The following is a 16,196-nucleotide window of genomic DNA, read 5'->3' on the forward strand; positions in this document are numbered from 1 at the left end:
GGCGATGAGCAAAGGCGTCTACGTGACAGCGGGCGAGCCCCAGCAGCAGCCGATCGCCGCGCCGAAGAAGGGGCTGTTTGCTTCGCTGTTCAGCACCACGCCGGCCTCGGCCGCGCCTGCTCCGCTGATCAACACGCGCTCCAGCGACCAGCCCGCCGCCCAGGCCAAGACCACGCCGCCGCCGACAAAGCCGATCGTCACCCTCGCCTCCGCGACCTCAGGCGACAAGCCGGTGCAACTGGCTTCCCTCGGTGACGACAGCAGCAACCACATCACCGGCGCCGATGCTTTGCCCGGCGTGCGCCAGACGGCGCTGTTCGAGATCAAGCGCAAGTCCGGCATCGACGACGAGAGCGACGTCGATCTCAACGAGGACGAAGGCGGCGGCTCCTACCAGGTGGCGTCGGCCGCCGGCATGGCAAGGCTCGCGCCCAACGGCCTCTTGAGACAGAACGAAAGCGTCGACGTCGCCTGCCTGAAGCCTTCGCTGGTGCGCGTGCTGAAGACGATCGAGGGTCATTTCGGCCGCAAGATGATCGTCACCTCCGGCTATCGCGACCCTGCCCGCAACCGTCGCGCCAACGGCGCCAAGAACTCGCTGCACATGTACTGCGCCGCCGCTGACATCCAGGTGCCCGGCGTCTCCAAGTGGGAGCTGGCGAGCTATGTGCGCTCGATGCCCGGCCGCGGCGGCGTCGGAACCTACTGCCACACCGAATCCGTCCATGTCGACGTCGGCCCCGAGCGCGACTGGAACTGGCGCTGCCGCCGGCGCGGCGGCGGTGGCGACAACTAAGCGGCTTACCTGCTTCAATCGAACTGTTTTCCGGTTGCCGAACATGCGTTTTGCAGGCTCGCGAAAAAAGTTGTCGCATGTGGCGGCAGATGGGTTGCCGGTTGCGAACAACGCAATTATAAGCCGCTTCGTCTGAGCGCGCCCATCGTCTAGCGGTTAGGACACCGCCCTTTCACGGCGGTAACAGGGGTTCGATTCCCCTTGGGCGTACCAGCAAATGTCAGGGAGTTAGCACCCTCTCCCGGCAAATCATCCAATAAGCGTCAAATAGCGACCGCGTATTACGGCCGACGGGTGACCGCGAAATGGCCCGCTCTGAGAATCCGTGGCGGCTCCTGTCATCCGTTCGCGCTTTTCATAACGTGAACGCCTTCCAGCGCTCCATCGAGCCAGACATTATGGCTCAAGGAGTGCGAAACCATATAGCGCCCACAACTGCTCACATTCTCTCGCCCTGAGGCTCGGTGTTCCTGCTTTTCCGTAAAACACCATCGCTCCGCGAACTCCGTATCCAAGCACGGATGCATTGGCAACGAACTGGATAGCTTGCCCCAGGCGCATGGTGCCGATCTTGGCATCAGTCTTGTTGGCCAGGTCGACGACTCCAAGGATCTCAGCGTCAGTGTTCCTGGCTTCGAGAACAGCATCCGAAGTCGCACTGGTGACGCTAAAAGGCATCGTATTAGCCTCTGCTAATAATAACAGCGAACTAACGCGTCTTGTTCCCGAGGATCGACAGGCCCGGCCACCGAGGTCGCCGGGAATTCCCTCGTATTTTAGCGACATCTGAAACAAAGGGATTTCGCGAGCGTTTAAAGCTCCACAAAGGAGCTTCGACGATGGACCCGGCTACGGCAGCGGTGATGGTTTTGCTTTTGTGCAGCCCAGGCGAGGCTTCGATCTGCAAACCGCTTAATACGCCGCCTCGGGTTTTCGCCTCCCTCAACGAATGCCGTGTCACATTGGAAGCTGAACTCGCTGGCGCTCCTAGCGGAAGAATGGTCGGCCGATGCCAGGTGGTCGATCCGACCATCACGGGCTCTTTGCCAGCCGGCTATACGACAGTTACGGTTACGCGCGGCGACAGCAATATCAGGTATATTGTTCCGCACAAGGAATAGCCGGGCCACCTGAGCAGCCGAGCCTTGTCCGAAGAGTATCGATCAGCAGCCCGTCTATTTCCGCCGCCAAACATTCTCCACCCGAACCAAAGACGAAGCCAGTGGCGTGGGTCGATCTCAATCCGGTAGGAATCGCCGTGCAGGGTTTCCATCGTATGGGCCAGGAATCGCGCAGCAAGATCGACTTGGGCCAGCTTCGCCTTGACCTCTGCGGCTCCGTCGGCGACGGCATCGGCACGCTGCGGAATTGTCCTCCTGCCGAACAAGGGCGGCTTAGCCGGCTCTACGCTGAAACTTCGTCAGATACCGTCCCAAGTGTTGGAAGAAAGATATTTGGTGGTCGGCATAACTGCCCAGCCAAGATCCATTTGCATTTCGCGTGGCGGGCCGCTCAGCATCCGCGTCGCTTTTTGGGCATCATGCGCATATTTCAGGGCCGCTCCCATGCGGTTGAGCGTTTTTAAGATCGGCATGGCTCATCATCCTTCCATGTGCCGAAGCCGTCCCGCGAACGATCTTCGGCTGCTTTCGATCGGTACTAGATGGTCGATGATTGTTTCCGACGCGTCGCACGCAAGCTCACGGCCTGTAACCAAACAGCTGCCCCTCAAACGCTCGCACACAACCAAGCTGGTCAGAAGGTTTTGAGGTGAGCGGTACTGTCCCAGGCATCCCACGCACAGGGAGCGTGTGCCGTTGCCTCCTCGAAACAAAGCCGAAATTTGCGCACCATCAGATCGAAACATGATCGCTGCAAAAACGGCGTCGACCGGCATTGCCGGAAATGAGAGCAAAGGGAAACTCAAATGACCAACATCGTTCGTAATGCAATTCTGGCTACTGTCGCGGTTTTCAGCTTGGCCGGTGCGGCTTATGCTCAGCAGCAGACCATCACTTCTTGCAGCAATCACGATGGCTACTGGAACCAGTGCCTGGGTGCCGCAAACAACGGCCACGAGAGCGGCGGCCGCGGACACGATCGCCACTGATTGACGATCGGGTTCTGATAAATGCCTCGCTGGCATAGCCGGCGGGGCTTTGTGCGTTCTAGCAATCTCATTGATCACAGCACGCCGCGCAGCGGCCCAATCGCCCCGGTGTGTCCTGAGTTGCACGACGGCGGCTAGCCGACCAGCCGCTGGCGCTGAGACGCCACGATCGACAGCACGACGCCCGAAGTCATCGAGGCGTCACGACCGGTCCGCGGCTGACTTCGAAGACGCAGTGATACAAAACCGAACCTCTGCCTGACGCCTCGGAACAAATCTCCGTGACCCATAGCTGAAAGCAATCGTGCACTATATTATAACATGGTCGAGGCGATGCGATGTCGAACGTCTACGATCTTGGAAGCGATCTGGTGCGTCGTATCTATGAAAAACGCATAGATGCACCGGCGATTCTTGATGCCTCCACGCATTTTCCCAACGCGACAAAGTTCGCGGCCGTCTGGCAGAGTATTCGCGATGAAGCGCTGTCGGTGCAACTGAACCGGGTGCCGCGTTTTCACGACATCATGCCGGAACAGGCCGAGATTTCGGCCAATGACGGCCTCGATTGGCGCATGTTCGTGCTCAAGGCCTACGACATGACGATCCCGGAAAACCTTGGGAAGATGCCTACCCTCAGCCGGTTGCTGTCCGAGTGCCCCGAGGTCAAATCGGCGGCTGTTTCATTCCTGGCGCCGCGCAAGCACATCCCGCCCCACCGCGGCCCCTTTCGCGGCATCATGAGATTTCATCTCGGCCTTGTCATTCCGAAACTGGCGGACGGCCGCCCGGCAACGATCATGATGATCAACCATGAGGAAAAGCGGATCGCCGACGGCGAATGCCTGCTGTGGGACGACACTTTCGAGCACGAGGTCATGAACAGCGCCGATCAGGCGCGTATCGCCTTGTTGCTTGATGTGTGGCGCCCGGAGATGCCGCTGGACATGGAGATCCTGTCCAGGTTGATCGTTCGCGGCGTGCAGGTGGGAATGCACTACAGAGGGGTATCTTTCGCCGGTTGACGCGTCACGCCCTCGCTTCGCGAAATCCTCTTGCGCTGCCGCCGCGCTTCAGCGGCAACATCATGTCCCTTGCAAGCAAACCGCTGACGCGGCAGAAGGCCATGAAGGCCCGGCAGGCTTCCTCGGCGCTTGCCACATCGACGGTCGCGCCGAAGCAGGCGTTAAACGCGGCGTCATAAACCTTGCCCTGCCGGCGCTTCGGCCAGTTCTGCAGGAAATCGAGCGCCTGCTCGACGCTGTAGATTTCCTCGACCGGCAGGCCAGGCGCGGGCGTGATGCGCACCGGCACCTCGAATTGCAGTCTGTCCATTCCCTGTCTCCCGAACTGGCGAAGTCGGAGCAACGCCGTTCGTTCTGAAAAGTTCTTTGACCGGCTTTTGACGCAGGAATGTGACCTCAGTGCGGTGCGGGTCCGGCGACTGCCGCGGCAGATCGGCGCTCTGGCCACATCGTTCGACCGGGCGATGCAACCGGGATCGCCCTGTCGAGGTTGCGTCCACTGGTTCGCCGGGTCCGTCTCCGCCTCGTAGGCCATGCGCGAGACCACCATCAGCAGATTGGCGGACGGCACGGCGAAGATGACGCCGAGCACAATCGCCGCCGTCCCTTCCACGCGAAGCGTTGCGGCTACAGCCCGATAAACGGTGCCTATGCAGATAACTGCCTGGACGGCGAGAAACGCGACTGCCGAAGTAGCGCGCGTGAGTGTCTTGAATGTCTTGATACGTTGCATCGAGAAATGTCCAATGGACGCGCCACGCAACCTGCCGACGGCCGGTAGCCGTCGCCAGGTCGCGGCGCGCAAGGAATAGTTGAGGTGAGGAAGCTGCGGCCAGCGACCGCCTGACTCAGGCGGTTGGTGGCGCGCGAGGCTGATTGGTATGCGAGAGCGGCGCGGCCACAAAAGCAGGCGTGATGCCGCGCTCCGCCGGCAAAGCCTCGCCAGCGACAAGGAAATCGGATGCGGGAGCGAGAATGCCGGGATTGCCGCTGACGAGCTTTACCGGCAGCGGCCGGCCGGCGCGGGCTTCGAGGGCCTGCGCCTTGCCGGCGATCCTCAGCAAGGCAAGCGTTTCGCCCTGCCGCGTCGCGCTGATACCGGCGCCGCCCGTGGCAAACGCTGTCGGGGCGGAGACCTCAGCCTGGGCGAAGCTCACCAGCGCAAGCGCAAGCAGCGCCATCAGGGCCGAGCACGCGGTCCTGCTTGGCAGCAGCGTCGATCTTGCGCGTTCCGGTGCCGTCAACGGGCGTAAATCTCCTGCATGCGGACCCGGCCTACCTCATGAGATGGTGAAAGGAAAGCTTGCGACACCCAGACGCGCCCGCCCGGCGAATATTCCCGCGGCAAACCGGTTGCAGGCACTTCGTCCTTGAACCTTGCGGCTTCCGGTGCCAAATCTGGAGAAAATTTCCGCACCGGCTCGCGTCAGGAGCCAACCCGCGAACGGACAAGAATGGTTACTTATCTCGACGCCGCAACGGCCCCCTTGAGAAACACCGGCCAGATCCGCCTCTATGGCGAGGAAGGGTTTGCGGGCATGCGCAAGGCCTGCGATCTCACCGCGCGCTGTCTCGACGAGCTTGTGTCGATGGTGAAGCCCGGCGTCACCACCGAGACCATCGACCGTTTCGTCTTCGAGTTCGGCATGGATCACGGCGCATTGCCGGCCACGCTCAACTATCGCGGCTACACCAAATCGTCCTGCACTTCGATCAATCACGTGGTCTGCCACGGCATTCCCGACAACAAGCCGCTCAAGGACGGCGACATCGTCAACATCGACGTCACCTACATCCTCGACGGCTGGCACGGCGATTCCTCGCGCATGTATCCGGTCGGCACGATCAAGCGCGCCGCCGAGCGCCTGCTCGAGGTGACTTACGAATGCCTGATGCGCGGCATCGCCGCAATCAGGCCGGGCGCTCGCACCGGCGCGATCGGCGCCGCTATCCAAACCTATGCCGAGGCCGAGCGCTGCTCGGTGGTGCGCGACTTCTGCGGCCACGGCGTCGGCCAGCTTTTCCATGACGCGCCGAACATCCTGCATTACGGCACCGCCGGCGAAGGCGTCGAGATGCGGCCCGGCATGATCTTCACCGTCGAGCCTATGATCAATCTCGGCCGCCCGCATGTGAAGGTTTTGTCTGACGGCTGGACGGCGGTGACGCGCGACCGTTCGCTGTCGGCGCAGTACGAGCATACGATCGGCGTCACCGACACCGGCTGCGAGATCTTCACGCTCTCGCCAAAGAAGCTCGATCGGCCCGGCCTGCCGGCCTAGTCTGCCGCAGGCAACGGCATCGGCACGGTCTGATGTCCATAACAATTGGCGAGGCGCGCCTAGGCTGGAAGCCCGGCAGTATCACCAAGCCCGGCTCCGGCCAGAAGCGCGGACCTGAGGCACCTGGCTGCTGGCAGCAAGGGTTTGTCGAGCCGTCGGGCAAGATAGCCCCAGCTCTTCGTTGTCCCATTTTCACCAAGCGCAGCGGCTGAAAGCTGCACGAGCCGCTCTTCGACAAGATCCTGCTCGATCAACCAAAGTGGAAGCCGCCCCCAACCGATGCCTGCTCTGATCAACGCCAGTTTCGCCTCTTGGCTACCCACCCGCCACTTGCGCTGGGAGAGCACGCCATAGTCGCGGCCATGGGAGCGAGGAGAAGGGTCCATCAGGACGATCTGGATGTGATCGGCCAGCTCTGGCGTACTCACCCGGCCTTTCTTCGCTATCAAGGCCAGAGCGTGCCCAGCACCGACGACCGCCGCCATCGACAGCGGCGCGAGGGAATCGAATTCCAGGCGCGGATCGCGCAGGTCTTCGCCCACCGTTATCGCGAGGTCGACCGTGCCTTGCAGGAGGCAATCGATCGGTTCCCCAAGGGTACCTATCTGCAACCGGACGCCAACCGTCGGATAGGTGGCGTGGAGGGCTTCAAGAGCCCTGCCGACGGCCGGCAATGGAACAAGCGTGTCCACCATCAGCGCAAGCTCGATTTCAATGCCGCTGCCCATGCCCTGCGCCTTCGCGCGCAGCAGATCGGCGCGTAGAACCAGCGAGCGACAGTCGTCCAGCAGGGCCCGCCCGTCCGAGGTCAAGGTCGGCCGACGAGTCGACCGGTCGAACAGGACCGTCTTGAGTTCGGTCTCCAGATTGGCAATCGCGTGGCTTACCGCCGACTGGGCGCGACCGAGCCGCATGGAGGCCAGGCGAAAGCTACCCGCGTCCGCCACGGTTAGCTACATCCGCATCTGATCGAGAGTGAGCGCGTCGAGCATGATCGATCAATTAGATCAGAAAGCGCCAACTTTTAGCAATCCCATCGATCGTCCCGATGTGTCATCAGTTTCTTGGCCTGAGACAGGAGAGCGAAGTGACTGAACGGCTCAAGCTCGCAGCGCTGATCGGCAGCACGCGGGAACGACGCTATGGCGACAAGGTCGGACACTGGTTTGCCCAGGAGGCGCAGAGACTGGGCGATTTCGAGCTTTCCCTCATCGATGTTGCAGACATTGATCTGCCCAGCCGGCACTTGGCGGAGCCGACACCGGCGATGAAGGCATTCACGAGTAAGCTCGCCAAGGCAGACGCCTTCGTTGTCGTCACCCCCGAATACAATCACAGCATGCCCGGTCATCTTAAGCACGCTATCGACCAGGCTACTGAAGAGTGGCACGCCAAGCCGGTCGGCTTCGTTTCATACGGTGGCGTTTCCGGCGGGTTGAGGGCCGTCGAACATCTTCGGCAGGTATTTGCCGAGCTCCACGCCGTCACCGTCCGGGACGCAGTAAGCTTTCACGGGGTGTGGGAGCATTTTGCCGATGGTGCGGGCCCGCTCGATCCGAAGCGCAGCTCCGGCGCTGTCAAAACCATGCTCCACCAACTCAAGTGGTGGGCTCTTGCGCTGAAGGAGGCGCGTTCGCGCGCCCCCTATACCGTAGGCTGACACATGGATTCGCAACGCATCATTGCATGCGCCCTCATGACCATAGCCATGACGCTGGTCGGATCCGGCGTGGCGGCCTCAAAAATCATTGCCGTCGGCATGCACCCTTTCCTCGCCGTTCCCCTCCGTTTCCTGATTTCGACGCCCATCCTCTGGGGACTCGTCTTCCTGACAAGCACGCCGCGGCCGCAGCTCTTGGCAAAGGAATATGTGATTGTGATGATTCAGGCGGCCGCGGGCAGCGCGGGCTATAGCATTCTAATGATCCTCGCCTTGACCTTGACGACGAGTGCCAATGCCAGCGTCATCCACGGCCTTCTGCCTGTGTTGGCTGCCCTCGTTGCAACGTTGGCCTTGAAGGAGAGGCTAGGCGCCAAGCTCTGGATCGCGGTCGGCGCTGTCACGGCAGGCGCACTTCTTGTCAATGTCGCCTCTGCTAAGGGCTTTGGCCTCGATCTGAAGCTGCTAGCGGGTAACCTGCTGGTGGTCCTCGCTGTTTCCGGCGAAGCACTGTTTGCGATCCTGAGCAAGAGAATCAGCAAGCCGCTGGCGCCGCTCTATCTCGCGGCGCTGATGAGCAGCATTTCACTGCTGCTGACCTTGCCGCTCGCCGCCGGCCTTGTCGCGTTTAGCACCGTTGCAGCAGCACCTGCCGCCCTATTGGCGACAGTCTATATCAGCATTTTTCCCACCGTGATCGGCTTCTGGCTCTGGTATTCAGGAGCCGCGCGCGCCAGCGGCGGAGAGGCTGGCGTGTTCATGGCCGTGCTGCCGGTCGCGGCACTCGCGCTCTCGTTTCTTCTTCTCGGCGAGACCATCACGCCGATCCACATTCTCGGAACCGCCCTTGTCGTCCTCGGCATCGCTGTTTCGGTCAGCGGGGCAAGAACAGTGAAGAAGCAGGCTGCCGAGGGTGCCCATGTTTAACGCTCGCCAATAGGCGATGCAGCCCTCATCGTCACGGCGTCTTGATGTCCCAGCAACGCTCCCGGCTACTTTCTTGAAATGATCGAGAACCGTTTCGCGTTTCAGAATCATGCTTTAGTCTCTGGCAAAGGTCTTCTTTCGATCAGCGATGTGGGCGGGCGATGGGAAAAGTCGAGGACGAGCGGGCGTTTTTCTCTGAAGCCTGGGTAGAGCCGCCGAAGAAAGAGGTGGCGCCTGTTGAGAAGCCGCACTACCACGGCCATCGTGATCGTCTGCGCGAACGCTTCTTGGCCGGCGGTCCGGACGCCCTGCCCGACTATGAACTGCTTGAGCTGCTTCTCTTCCGGCTGATCCCGCGCGTCGACACCAAGCCGATCGCCAAGGCGCTGATCGCGCGCTTTGGTTCGCTTGCCGAAGTGCTCGGCGCGCCGGCGTCCCTGCTCGAGGAAGTGAAGGGCATCGGGCCGACGGTGGCGACCGATCTCAAGGTCATCGCCGCCACGGCGCAGCGCATGGCGCGCGGCGAAGTGCGCGGCCGCGAGGTTCTGTCGAACTGGACGCAGCTTCTCGATTATTGCCGCTCGGCCATGGCCTTCGAGGCCCGCGAGCAGTTCCGCATTCTCTTCCTCGACAAGAAGAACGGGCTGATCGCCGACGAGGTGCAGCAGACCGGCACGGTCGACCATACGCCTGTCTATCCGCGCGAGGTGGTCAAGCGCGCGCTCGAACTTTCCGCCAGCGCGATCATTCTGGTGCATAACCATCCCACTCGCCTCCTTTCGATCACGCATGATCATTCTCTAGCACATTGATACCCATACATTTTCCAGCTTGTCGCAGAGTCGGATATCGTGGCATATTGGGGTCGGTTTTAGGGGTCTCGAAGCCCGTTTTGAACCCAGCCACAGACCCCTACTACCCGTCAGCCAATTCCACTCGAAAGCCTACGGGAGACCCCAGTGCCAAGCCTTACCGATGGAGAAATCCGCCGCGCTTTGAAGCGGGTCGCGGCGAGAGGAAAGCAGCATAATCTAGTCGATGGCGAGGGGCATGGAACGGGCCGCCTTGTTCTTGTGATAAAGCCAATGCCGACCCGAGTAACGGCGGACTGGATGGCCCAGCAATGGCGAGCCCAAAAGCGTCTGAAGAAAAAGCTTGGGTCCTATCCGTCAATGGGCCTCAGCCAAGCCCGCGAGATTTTCAAACGCGACTTCGCCGACATGATCCAGAAAGGACGCAGCATTAAGATTGCGGGCGACACGCGACCCGGCACCGTCGCCGATCTGTTCGAGGCTTACGTCACATCGCTCAAGGCGGATGGAAAGCCGTCATGGAAGGAGGCTGAAAAGGGGTTGAACAAGATCGCCGATGCACTCGGCCGTAACCGGCCGGCCCGCGACATCGAGCCTGATGAGATCAGGGACATCATTCGCCCGATTTACCAACGAGGCAAACGGTCCATGGCCGATCATGTTCGTAGCTATATTCGATCGGCCTACAGTTGGGGACTGAAATCCGAACACGACTACCGCTCGATTTCGGTCCGTCGCTTTCGTCTGATCTATAATCCGGCTGCTGGTATTCCGACCGAACCGAAGAACGTTGGAACGCGCTGGCTGGACGAGGAGGAATTTGTCCGTCTCTATCGCTGGCTCGAATCTCCCGATGCGCCGGTCCATCCCCCTTATACGCGTGCCGTAAGAATTCTTATGTTGACCGGACAACGCGTCGAGGAGATCGCTCGGCTACACGTTGATCAATGGGATGCGGCTGAGCGCGTCATCGACTGGTCCAGGACCAAGAATGGAAAGCCTCACGCCATCCCCGTGCCCAAGATTGCGGCTGAGCTTATCGGGTCGATCAAGCCGAACGAATTTGGCTGGTTTTTTCCATCCGCAACCGACCCGTCCAAGCCCGTCAGTCATGGAACACTCTATTCGTTCATGTGGCGCCAACGCGATCGCGAGGTCATCCCCGTCGTGACAAACCGCGATCTCCGGCGAACCTGGAAGACGCTTGCCGGCAAGGCAGGTCTGTCGAAAGAGATCCGAGACCGATTGCAGAACCACACTCTGCAGGACGTGAGTTCCAAGAGCTACGATCGCTGGAATTATATGCCGGAAAAGCGTGCTGCCATGGCCCGGTGGGACAAGTTTGTCCGCGAGATCCTGACCAAAAGGAAGCGTAAAGCTGCGCTAAAGGAAGCTGCATGAGCTAGCGATTGCTTTCCCTCGGCTCGTTTGCGGCGTCGAGGCAAGGATCGTAGAAATGTCGGCAATCTCGCAGCGCCGTTGTGTATGCTTCCGTTTCCTTTTCTGCTCCGCTGCTATTTCCAGACGTGATTTTCTGAGATCTTTGACGAAAGCATCTTGAATTAGTAGCGGTCCCGGGGAGCCCTTTCCAAGGGGTGCCAATTCGCGTCGCCCGGCCAAGATGTGGTGGCTGCCTCCCTAGCTCTCAGAACGCCTCGGTTGGCGCACCATTGCTGAGAATTCCGGATCCAACTCATCCGCCGTGCAATCCGCCAGACATCCTCGAAAACCGAACGAATCTGTGGCCAGGGAAACTCATCCTCGTCTATTGGCTACGCTTCCCCGAGCACTGCATCAAGCTTCGCGGCCATCCCTGCAAGGGAACTGGCACGGGGAAGGGATTCTGACATACCTTCTAACCCATTGATTTTCATCATCCTTACATTACTTGCGCAAGAGTGAATAAATAAGTATTAGAAAAGGCTTATGCATTAGCCGAATGATAATATTCGTAAAATTTATTTCACTTTCAAGTGCTCACCGATAAAGTAATTTACAAAATCGATTCTTCCATCTACGCTTATACTTTAGACCTAGGTAAAACAAGCGTCACATCCAAGTCCTCCGCCTCGGGTGCAGGACAAGGCTCGGATGCGCGAGGTCGTATGGGAGGGTGGGGATGATCGCATTCAAACGCGACGCGAGTGGCCTTTATCTGGCCGATGCCCCGGCTACGGCACGTGTCGCGTTTCTCTTCCAGGACACATCGCGTACCGACCCGGCATTCGATCTGACGGCACAGAGCTGGGTCGATCCGAAGCAGCTTGGATACATCGCTTTCTTCGTCCCCTCGGCCACGCGCGACTGGGGGGCTTTCGAGGCTGGCGTCCGCGCCGCCTTTGCCGACAACGCAGGAACTCAGATCGGATGGTTTCCCGAGCCGTTGAGTATTGCGCCGGTGTTGGTCGCGGTGATGGGGCAAGGCACGTCGTCGCCGACGGTCTCGCAATCCTTCTCGCTCGCCTTCAGGCAAAGCGTGACGTTCCAGGTCCAACCGGACCTGTTCGGGCTCTCGACGACGGTGCTGTTCGACGACGCCTCCAACAGCCTGCAGATCGCCAACAGCCAGCCGGCCACATTGCTGTTGACGGCGACACCGCCAGCGGGCGCGACGGTGACGCTCCAGTCGCAGGCGCCATTCGCAAGCATTGCGCTCAGCGGGCCATCTGCCGGCACGGCGAACGCTGCGTTCGAGCTCGCGGCCACCGATCTCGTCCAGTTCGAAGCGGGGCTGATGTATTTCAGCCCGCCGGTCGACGGTGGTCTGGTCGGCGCGTTGAACTATCCCGTCTTTCGCGGCGCCGGCGGCTCGACGACGCCGTTCGGCTTCAACGTCACGCTCGACGTGCTTGGTCCGCTCGACGCGACGCGCAGCTTCTTCCAGTTCACCGATTCGCTGCTCGGATCGACCTTCGTCACCGCCAACGGCAAACCGTTTGCGCTGAACACCGTCAACAGCGGCGACATCGCCACGGCGAGCCGTCTCGTCTTTGCCGGCCGGCCGCAGCAATCGCCAAGCGAAGAACGCTTTTACTATTTGACGCCGGCGGGACAATTCGGACTGGCCCTCGATACGGGCAGCAGCCAGACTGCCGCCGCCGCGGCGTCCGAATCCGTGCAGATGCTGTGCGGCGTCACCGGCACCGAGTTCCTGACCGTCACCGTCGGCGCCACGCCAGACAAGCTGCAATTCGTGCCGGCCCAGCCGGCCTATCGCATTCCGCCAGGTCAGGATTCGTCGACCAGCCCGGCCTTCCTCGACGCCACCGCCACCACCTCATGGGCGCAGCTCATCGTCCAGCAGGGTAGCTACGTCTCGCAGCCGGAACGCGCGCCGCTCTACAAGCAGCCCACCAGCACCGCGACGATGCTCAACGGCGCGGCCCCCGCCTCCGGGCTCGACGTCTACGTCCTCGACTATTTCCCAGTCGAATCCTGGAGCTCGCAGGGAAATGCGCCCGCGGTGCCGCTGGTCCCTTATGCGGGCCTCTATTTCTCGACCGATCCCAACCTGAAGGCGACGGACTATCTCGACTTGGAATCGCGCGCGCTCAACCCGAGGCGCGCGGCCGGCTTCATTCCGGCGCCGACGCCAAAAGCGCCGGCAAGGATCGCTGCCGCGGGCGCAACGACGCTGGCCATGACGCCGCAAGGCATGCTGGCCGAACTCGCCGGGACGCCGCTGGTATGGACCGGGCTGCAGATGGCGACGAGCGCTGCCGGCACCCTCGAGCTCGACGCCATGGGTCCGTCGATCTGCAAGGCCGTGCAGCAGAACCAGATTTTCACGGTGGTCAGCGAGAACCCGGCGTTCAAAGACCCGTTCGGCACCGGGCAGGCCCTGTTCGATTTCTCGGCCGACAGGCTTGAGATCGGCGACTGGACCTTCGACTTGTCGTCGGGCGGGTTGGCGGCGCCCGAGGGCACGCCGCCGATCTTCATGATGAAGTTCTATCCGGGCGAGACGATCGAACAACTGGTCGCCGACACGAGGCTTTGGTCGCTGCCCGACACCTTCAACAAGACCTATACCACCGCCGCCACGCAAACCTATCTGCAGAAGCTCATCGCCGAGGCGAAGGCAGCTGTGTTCCCAAATGGCGCCACGCAGCCGGACACCACCTCGCTCTACTGGAATTTCTACCAGACTGTCACCGATCCGACCTTCAACGGCATTCTGGCGGTCAACTGCAACATGCAGCTGGACCAATTGCCGACCGCAGTGCGCGCCGTGCTCGGCGGCATGACGGATCCGGGCATTGCCGGCTTCCGCGTCCACCATGTCGGCATCGCGATCAACAACACCGACCCCTCGCAGGCCCAGCCGACGCTGGCGCAAAGCGCGACCTTCGCGCTGGTCGATTATGAGAAGGCAGCCGGCAAGTCGGCAGTGGCTGCCGATATCGACTATGGCTTCGAGGTCGAATATCTGCGCGCGCTGTTCACCAATTCCGAGCTGCGCAGCTTCGCCTGTGAGATCAACCTCACCATCAACAACCTGTTTAAGACCGGCGTCGATCTAGATCCTGGCCAGAACGCTAAAGCCGGGGCTGGCGATGATGCCAACGTCATCGCCATCATGGGCTCCTACCAGGCGCATGGCACCAGCGGCGACGACACCAGCTCCGGACAAGGCGTCTATTCCTTCGTCGCCCAGGGCGAGTTCGTGTTCAATTTCGCCGACAACAAATTTTTGAAGCAGATCACGCTGAACAAGCTGCAATTCTCCTTCGACGAGGAGACGCCGGCGATCTCGCCGGATAACGGCACCACCACCCATATCAAGGCGCATTTCGGCATCTGGGGCGACATCGAGTTCAACCAATTGCAGGTGCTCGACCTGTTCTCGTTCGAGAAGCTGGTCTTTTCCAATCTCGGCATCGATGTCGGCTTCGATCTGACGATCTATAACCCGTCACTGCAGAAGCAGCCATCGACCGATAACCTCTCGCTGTCCTTTGCCCCCGGCGACCTGCGGCTCGATCTCGGCTCGACCGAAAAGCGCAGCGGCGCAGACAGCCTGCTCGACCTCATCCCGTTCAAGCTGCAATCCTTCCTCTATTCGGGCGACGCCGACGAGACGATCGAGAGTCTGAACTATTATTCGCTGGGTTCCCTGCCGGGGCTTTCCGAAAACGGCATCACGCTACAGGACAATTTCAACTACGCGCTGATCTTCGACCTCGATCTCGGCTCGATGGGCGGGCTGGTCGGCTCGCTTTCCGCCTTCAAGTTCAGCGTGCTTATCGGCTGGCTGAGCCCCGAGGATGGCGGCGGTCTAGCCTTCGGCATCCAGCTGCCGCAGGTCGACGGCAAGCTCGAGATCAAGATCGAGGGCGTGCTGACCATCTCGATCGAACAGTTCAACCTCGAATTCCCGAAAGATGCCGAGCCCAAGATGCTGGTGCTCGGCATGCACAATTGCTTCATCGAAGTGCTGGGCAAACGGCTGCCGCCGGACGGCACGATCAGCATCGGCCTGTTCGCGCCGACCGAGGGCGCCGACCAGATCGGCTGGATCGGCGCCTACAACCAGGGCAAGGACGGCGCTGGCGGCGGCAATACTTCGGACCTTTTGACGCTGCCGGCACCGGTCGGGGCCGGTGCGGCAAGCGACGTGTTCGAGCTCGTCTATCTCGGCGTCGGACAGCGCGTCGGCCCCGACCCGGCCAAGCCGCCGGCCAATTTCGACGACTTCCTGAAATTCATGCAGGACGAATTCTGGACGGCGCTGCAGAACAAGAAGTTTTCCGACATCTACCATCCCGACGGCAAGTGGATCATCGTCACCGACTTCAATCTGTTGAAAGTGATCCAGGTCGGCTTCGTCTTCTATGACGTGACGCCATTCTACGCGCTGCTGCTGCGGCTGACGGGCGGCGCCGGCAAGGGCGCCGAGTTCGAGATCGTCTACACCAAGATATCGGATACGATCGGCAAGTTCGCCGCCGTTTTCAGCCTGCCCGACAGCCTGCGCACCTTCCAGATCGGCGCAGCGTCGCTGACGCTGCCGACTCTCAGCGTCGACGTCTATACGAACGGGGATTGGAAGGTCGACCTCGGCTTCCCGGACGGCGACAATTGGAGCGTCTGCTTCCAGGTGCAGGCGCAGGCGGGTCCGATACCGGTGACCGGTTCCGGCGGCTTCTACATCGCCAGCCTGAGCTCGGCCACCGACCCTGACGTCTTCAAGGGCACCTACCAGAGCATCCTCGCTTTCGGCTTCGCCGCACGGCTCGGCGTCGGCAAGGATTTCACCGCCGGTCCCCTGAAGGCCGGCGTCAGCGTTACCTTCTTCGGCATCATCCAGGGCGCGGCCGGCTACCTCACCAGCGGCGGCGGCGATCTCGCCAAAAAACCCGATGCGCTTTCGCTGCAAGGCCAGTTCGGCATCATCGGCGAGCTTTACGGCTCGATCAATTTCGTCATCATCAAGGCCAGCGTCAATGTCCGCTTGCAGGCCTCCATCGGCATCATCCTGGCGCTCGAGCCGCCCAGCGTGCCGGGCGGCGGCAGCGGCTCAATCCTGCTTTATATCGAGGCGTCGGTCAGCGTCAGCGTGACGGTCGAGATCAACCTTTTCC

General features: G+C 61.0%; 14 protein-coding genes and 1 tRNA gene. 10 read left to right on the forward strand and 5 right to left on the reverse strand.

What is annotated here, in order from left to right:
* Together EOA32_RS19650 and EOA32_RS19655 are read left to right on the forward strand one after the other, a co-directional pair.
* Positions 1-796 (forward strand): YcbK family protein (locus EOA32_RS19650; RefSeq protein WP_128372629.1); only part of this gene is annotated, 796 nt, incomplete at its 5' end.
* A 138-nt stretch (positions 797-934) separates the two neighbouring features.
* Positions 935-1,009: transfer RNA gene (locus tag EOA32_RS19655), tRNA-Glu, on the forward strand.
* Positions 1,010-1,192: 183 nt separating this feature from the next.
* Here EOA32_RS19655 and EOA32_RS19660 read toward each other — a convergent pair.
* Together EOA32_RS19660 and EOA32_RS38695 are read right to left on the reverse strand one after the other, a co-directional pair.
* On the reverse strand, positions 1,193-1,474 hold the full coding sequence (locus EOA32_RS19660; protein ID WP_067000122.1) for a hypothetical protein: 282 nt from the start codon (positions 1,472-1,474) through the stop codon (positions 1,193-1,195).
* Between the two features lie 742 nt (positions 1,475-2,216).
* Positions 2,217-2,390 carry a hypothetical protein gene (locus tag EOA32_RS38695; RefSeq protein WP_189407257.1) on the reverse strand — a complete coding sequence of 58 codons (174 nt, stop codon included), beginning with the start codon at positions 2,388-2,390 and terminating at the stop codon, positions 2,217-2,219.
* A gap of 333 nt (positions 2,391-2,723) precedes the next feature.
* Here EOA32_RS38695 and EOA32_RS19670 point away from each other — a divergent pair, with 333 nt between their 5' ends.
* Positions 2,724-2,906, forward strand: a complete 183-nt coding sequence (locus tag EOA32_RS19670) for a hypothetical protein (protein WP_128372631.1) — start codon at positions 2,724-2,726, stop codon at positions 2,904-2,906.
* Between the two features lie 338 nt (positions 2,907-3,244).
* Entirely contained in the window at positions 3,245-3,931 is a 687-nt protein-coding gene (locus EOA32_RS19675) for an aspartyl/asparaginyl beta-hydroxylase domain-containing protein (RefSeq protein ID WP_128372632.1), read from the forward strand.
* Positions 3,932-3,935: 4 nt separating this feature from the next.
* On the opposite strand, the gene EOA32_RS19680 is transcribed toward EOA32_RS19675, so the two are convergent.
* Positions 3,936-4,241, reverse strand: coding sequence for a DUF982 domain-containing protein (locus EOA32_RS19680; protein WP_095779214.1), 306 nt, complete (start codon positions 4,239-4,241; stop codon positions 3,936-3,938).
* A gap of 538 nt (positions 4,242-4,779) precedes the next feature.
* The gene (locus EOA32_RS19690) at positions 4,780-5,175 is read right to left on the reverse strand and encodes a hypothetical protein (RefSeq protein WP_245499327.1); all 396 of its coding nucleotides are present in this window, start codon (positions 5,173-5,175) and stop codon (positions 4,780-4,782) included.
* 210 nt (positions 5,176-5,385) lie between these two features.
* Between EOA32_RS19690 and map the strand changes: the two genes are divergently transcribed.
* A complete protein-coding gene (gene map / locus EOA32_RS19695; protein ID WP_095829612.1) occupies positions 5,386-6,213 on the forward strand; it encodes a type I methionyl aminopeptidase in 828 nt (275 codons plus the stop codon).
* 59 nt (positions 6,214-6,272) lie between these two features.
* Here the strand turns inward: map and EOA32_RS19700 are convergent, their stop codons facing one another.
* A complete protein-coding gene (locus EOA32_RS19700) occupies positions 6,273-7,160 on the reverse strand; it encodes a LysR family transcriptional regulator (RefSeq protein ID WP_281014949.1) in 888 nt (295 codons plus the stop codon).
* A gap of 140 nt (positions 7,161-7,300) precedes the next feature.
* Between EOA32_RS19700 and EOA32_RS19705 the strand changes: the two genes are divergently transcribed.
* From EOA32_RS19705 to EOA32_RS38700, 5 genes are all read left to right on the forward strand, one after another.
* Positions 7,301-7,873 carry an NAD(P)H-dependent oxidoreductase gene (locus EOA32_RS19705; protein ID WP_095826136.1) on the forward strand — a complete coding sequence of 191 codons (573 nt, stop codon included), beginning with the start codon at positions 7,301-7,303 and terminating at the stop codon, positions 7,871-7,873.
* 3 nt (positions 7,874-7,876) lie between these two features.
* Positions 7,877-8,800: a DMT family transporter gene (locus tag EOA32_RS19710; protein WP_128372633.1), complete on the forward strand. Its 924-nt coding sequence runs from the start codon at positions 7,877-7,879 to the stop codon at positions 8,798-8,800.
* A 161-nt stretch (positions 8,801-8,961) separates the two neighbouring features.
* Positions 8,962-9,612 (forward strand): DNA repair protein RadC, encoded by a 651-nt coding sequence (radC, locus tag EOA32_RS19715; RefSeq protein ID WP_128372634.1) that lies wholly within the window; start codon positions 8,962-8,964, stop codon positions 9,610-9,612.
* A gap of 147 nt (positions 9,613-9,759) precedes the next feature.
* The gene (locus EOA32_RS19720) at positions 9,760-11,013 is read left to right on the forward strand and encodes a tyrosine-type recombinase/integrase (protein WP_128372635.1); all 1,254 of its coding nucleotides are present in this window, start codon (positions 9,760-9,762) and stop codon (positions 11,011-11,013) included.
* A 718-nt stretch (positions 11,014-11,731) separates the two neighbouring features.
* Positions 11,732-16,196: hypothetical protein (locus EOA32_RS38700; RefSeq protein WP_189407261.1), on the forward strand; the 4,465-nt coding region annotated here is incomplete at its 3' end.

This window comes from Mesorhizobium sp. M1A.F.Ca.ET.072.01.1.1, assembly GCF_004023325.1.
Classification (GTDB): Bacteria; Pseudomonadota; Alphaproteobacteria; order Rhizobiales; family Rhizobiaceae; genus Mesorhizobium.

Coding starts and splice junctions, on each gene's coding strand:
- EOA32_RS19660 (WP_067000122.1), bottom strand. CDS start 1,474: ATGCCTTTTAGCGTCACCAGTGCGACTTCGGATGCTGTTCTCGAAGCC.
- EOA32_RS38695 (WP_189407257.1), bottom strand. CDS start 2,390: ATGCCGATCTTAAAAACGCTCAACCGCATGGGAGCGGCCCTGAAATAT.
- EOA32_RS19670 (WP_128372631.1), top strand. CDS start 2,724: ATGACCAACATCGTTCGTAATGCAATTCTGGCTACTGTCGCGGTTTTC.
- EOA32_RS19675 (WP_128372632.1), top strand. CDS start 3,245: ATGTCGAACGTCTACGATCTTGGAAGCGATCTGGTGCGTCGTATCTAT.
- EOA32_RS19680 (WP_095779214.1), bottom strand. CDS start 4,241: ATGGACAGACTGCAATTCGAGGTGCCGGTGCGCATCACGCCCGCGCCT.
- map (WP_095829612.1), top strand. CDS start 5,386: ATGGTTACTTATCTCGACGCCGCAACGGCCCCCTTGAGAAACACCGGC.
- EOA32_RS19710 (WP_128372633.1), top strand. CDS start 7,877: ATGGATTCGCAACGCATCATTGCATGCGCCCTCATGACCATAGCCATG.
- radC (WP_128372634.1), top strand. CDS start 8,962: ATGGGAAAAGTCGAGGACGAGCGGGCGTTTTTCTCTGAAGCCTGGGTA.